Annotated in this window: 4 protein-coding genes; 2 read left to right on the forward strand and 2 right to left on the reverse strand. The window is 62.0% G+C overall.

All coding sequences use genetic code 11. The features are described from left to right. Positions 1–60 precede the first annotated feature (60 nt). A complete protein-coding gene (locus H1Y01_RS13505) occupies positions 61–810 on the reverse strand; it encodes a HEAT repeat domain-containing protein (protein ID WP_180541039.1) in 750 nt (249 codons plus the stop codon). Continuing rightward, entirely contained in the window at positions 810–1,658 is an 849-nt protein-coding gene (locus H1Y01_RS13510) for an MqnA/MqnD/SBP family protein (RefSeq protein WP_180541040.1), read from the reverse strand. The genes H1Y01_RS13505 and H1Y01_RS13510 overlap by 1 nt, the downstream gene beginning before the upstream one ends. Before the next feature lie 100 nt (positions 1,659–1,758). Here H1Y01_RS13510 and H1Y01_RS13515 point away from each other — a divergent pair, with 100 nt between their 5' ends. After that, positions 1,759–2,541: a hypothetical protein gene (locus H1Y01_RS13515; protein WP_180541041.1), complete on the forward strand. Its 783-nt coding sequence runs from the start codon at positions 1,759–1,761 to the stop codon at positions 2,539–2,541. Between the two features lie 6 nt (positions 2,542–2,547). Beyond that, the coding region (locus tag H1Y01_RS13520) for a carbon starvation CstA family protein (RefSeq protein WP_301331917.1) at positions 2,548–3,146 on the forward strand (599 nt) is incomplete at its 3' end.

The following is a 3,146-nucleotide window of genomic DNA, read 5'->3' on the forward strand; positions in this document are numbered from 1 at the left end:
ACTCGCCCGATCGCTCGCTTCCGGCATCATCGCCAGGGCCGAAAGCGCAGCCCGCCTGATTCAGTCTTTGTCCGTCTGAGCCAGCACCGCCCGGATGTCGCCGCGGGCTTCCTGGCAGTTCAAGACGCCATTGGCCTCGAGCGCCTCCACCTGCACCCTCTCGTCGAAGTCCCGAATCAGATAGCGGATACCGGGGCAGGCTGACCGGTCTTTCATCTTCTCGAACGCAACCAGGACGTTCCAAATTAAGTCGGAATCGCGCGACTTCAGCGACTCAATCAGATCGGGAATCAGCGGCTTCGCGCGCAACACTCCGGCCGCCCGCGCCGCATTCGCCCGCGAATCCAGACTGGACCCGTTCTTCGCGACTTTGCCGATCGCCTGCAGCACGTTCGGCCGCACGACGATATAGGGCTCAATCACCGGACCTTCCGTCTCGCCAAACCGCGAACGGATGTCGGAGCCGATTCGCTTCAGAGGAGCGGTCATTCCGGTCGCCACGTAGCCGGGCAGATAGAAGTTCACCAGCCCGTTGACCGCTAGGATCTGAACCTGCGGATCGTTGTCCCGCGTGGCCTCGATGAGCGGATCGAGGGCGCGCTGTCCGCCGATCTCGATCATCCCGCGCACCGCTTCGGCGCGCACCTTCACATCGTCGTTGAGCAGGAACCGCTGCAGTTCCGGCAGCGCTGAAGGGCCTTGCTTCGCCACCTTGTGCACTTCCTTCACGCTCTGCGCAAACGCAGGCGCGATGGCGGAGCCCAGCATGACGAGCACAAGCAAAGCGCCGGATGCGAGTGGCCGCGGCATTAACGAACGAACTCTACCTCCACACGTTTCGGAATCACGCCGGCCTCGAAGCCCAGGTCGAGCAGCTTCTGCGCCGCGCGCGGAATCACTTCGCCGCAATCCACGGTGTAGTGGTTCACGTACATGCCGACGAACTTCTCCGCCAGGTTGCGATCCAGATCGCGCGCAAACTGCATCGCGTACTGCAGCGCTTCGTCGTGATTGTCCAACGCGTACTGTATGCTTTCCCGCATCACTCGCGTACACTCGCTTTGCACCTCCGGCGATAGCGATCGAAGCAGTACATTGCCGCCCAATGGCAGCGGCAACCCGTATTCCTGCTTAAACCACTTCCCCAGATCAATGACGCGATGGAAGCCGCTCCGGTTGTAGGTGAGTTGCGCTTCGTGGATAATCAGACCGGCGTCCGCGGCGTGCGTTTGGACGGCTTCCAGGATTCGATCGAACGGCGTCACCACCGGTTCGAAATCCGGCTCCACGATTTTCAGCGTGAGGTATGCGGTTGTCAGCAGCCCCGGAACCGCGATGCGCTTGCCCTTCAGTTCGCTCAGTTCGCACGGCTTCTGGGTGATCACCATCGGCCCGTAACCGTCTCCGATGGAAGATCCGCTGGCCATCAAAACGTACTTGTCCGCGACATATGGGTATGCGTGATAAGAGATAGCCGACAGTTCGTAGACGCCCTGCATGGCCTTTTGATTCAGCGTCTCGATATCCGACAACACATGCTGGAACTTGACTAACGCCGAACGCACCTTGCGCGTCGCCAGCCCGTAAAACATAAAAGCGTCGTCGGAATCGGGACTATGTGCGGTAACGACTTCCTGCAGCTCTTCTCCGGAAACCATAAGTTGAGGGCTATTCTCGCGCGAACCGTTCACCAGTATTGCATGACATTTTGAAGCGGAGGCGCGGGCTGCGCTTCTGCGATATTCTAGGGTTGTCGTGATGCCCGCCGCTCCGATTCCGCCTGCTTTCCAACAACTCTGCGGCCGCCGGTTCGTGTTTCACCCGGCGATCGAGAACGTGGGAGCCAACGAGTGGACCTATCGCCGCGCGACTTGGTCGGAGATCCTGGTGCGCAATGCCGTGACCGGTCTGGACTTCTGGATTCCGCGGCGCTCGTTCGGGTCCGCTTACGATTCCGATTACGGCGTCGCGGTCATCAACCTGTTAGAGCCGCTGGAGTTTCGCGATGGCGTGGTGCGCCCGCGCCGCTGCCGAGTGATCCAGATGCCTTTGCCGGACGCATTTGGAAACGCAGCCGTCGAACGTGCTGCAACGCAGAAAGCTCCGGTGGTCAGCATTAGTCTGGATACGCGTCACGAAACGCGCGCGGGCCGCATCGCCGGGGGCGCCATTGCGCTGGGCGTGATCGGCTGTCTGGCGGTGGCCGGATACTCGCTGCAGGGCGGCGACATGCATCGCCACCCGATTGTCAGTTCCCTGGATCAAACGTATCTGGGGCTCGGCAGTCACGATACGTTCGAGACGGCGATTCACGCGCTGGGGACGCCGGGCTCGGATCATTCGGTCATCGTGCCGGATGGCCATCGCCTTCGCCTGGCTGATTACCCGGACCGCGGATTCCGCGCGGTGTTCCTGAAGAATCCCGACGCGGCGGATCTCTACATTGGGGCGGTCGACGAATACGGGCGCGTGCTGCAATCGGTTCAGATGCCAGGTGGCGGCACGAGCCATTCGTTGCTCCAATTCCTGGAAAGCTTCTAACTCGACATGGCCCGTATCGCGTGGCTGCTCGTCGCGGTAGCCGGTGCAGGATCGCTCGGGGTGATTGCTACCAGCCGCGGCGAAACGATCAATAGCTTCTGGCTGGTAGCCGCCGCCGTCTGCACCTACCTGATCGCATACCGGTTTTACAGCGCGTTCATTGCCGCGCGCGTGATGGCGCTCGACGACCGGCGCGCCACTCCCGCCGAGCGTTTGCGCAACGGTCACGATTTCGAACCCACCAATAAGTGGATTGTCTTCGGTCATCACTTCGCCGCGATTGCCGGGCCGGGACCGCTGGTGGGTCCGGTGCTGGCGGCGCAGTTTGGATATCTGCCCGGGACCCTTTGGATCATCGCCGGCGCCGTGCTGGGTGGCGCCGTGCAGGACTTCGTCATCTTGTTCGCATCCATGCGCCGCGATGCCAAATCGCTGGGCGAAATCGCGCGGGAGGAGATCGGGCGCGTGGGCGGGGCCGTTGCGCTTTTGACCGTGCTGCTCATCATGGTGATCTTGCTGGCCGTGGTCGCGCTCGTTGTCGTCAACGCGCTGGCCGGCAGTCCGTGGGGCACGTTCACCATCGCGGCCACCATGCCCATCGCGCT

The sequence above is a fragment of the Nevskia soli genome, assembly GCF_903970205.1.
GTDB lineage: Bacteria > Acidobacteriota > Terriglobia > Bryobacterales > Bryobacteraceae > Bog-113.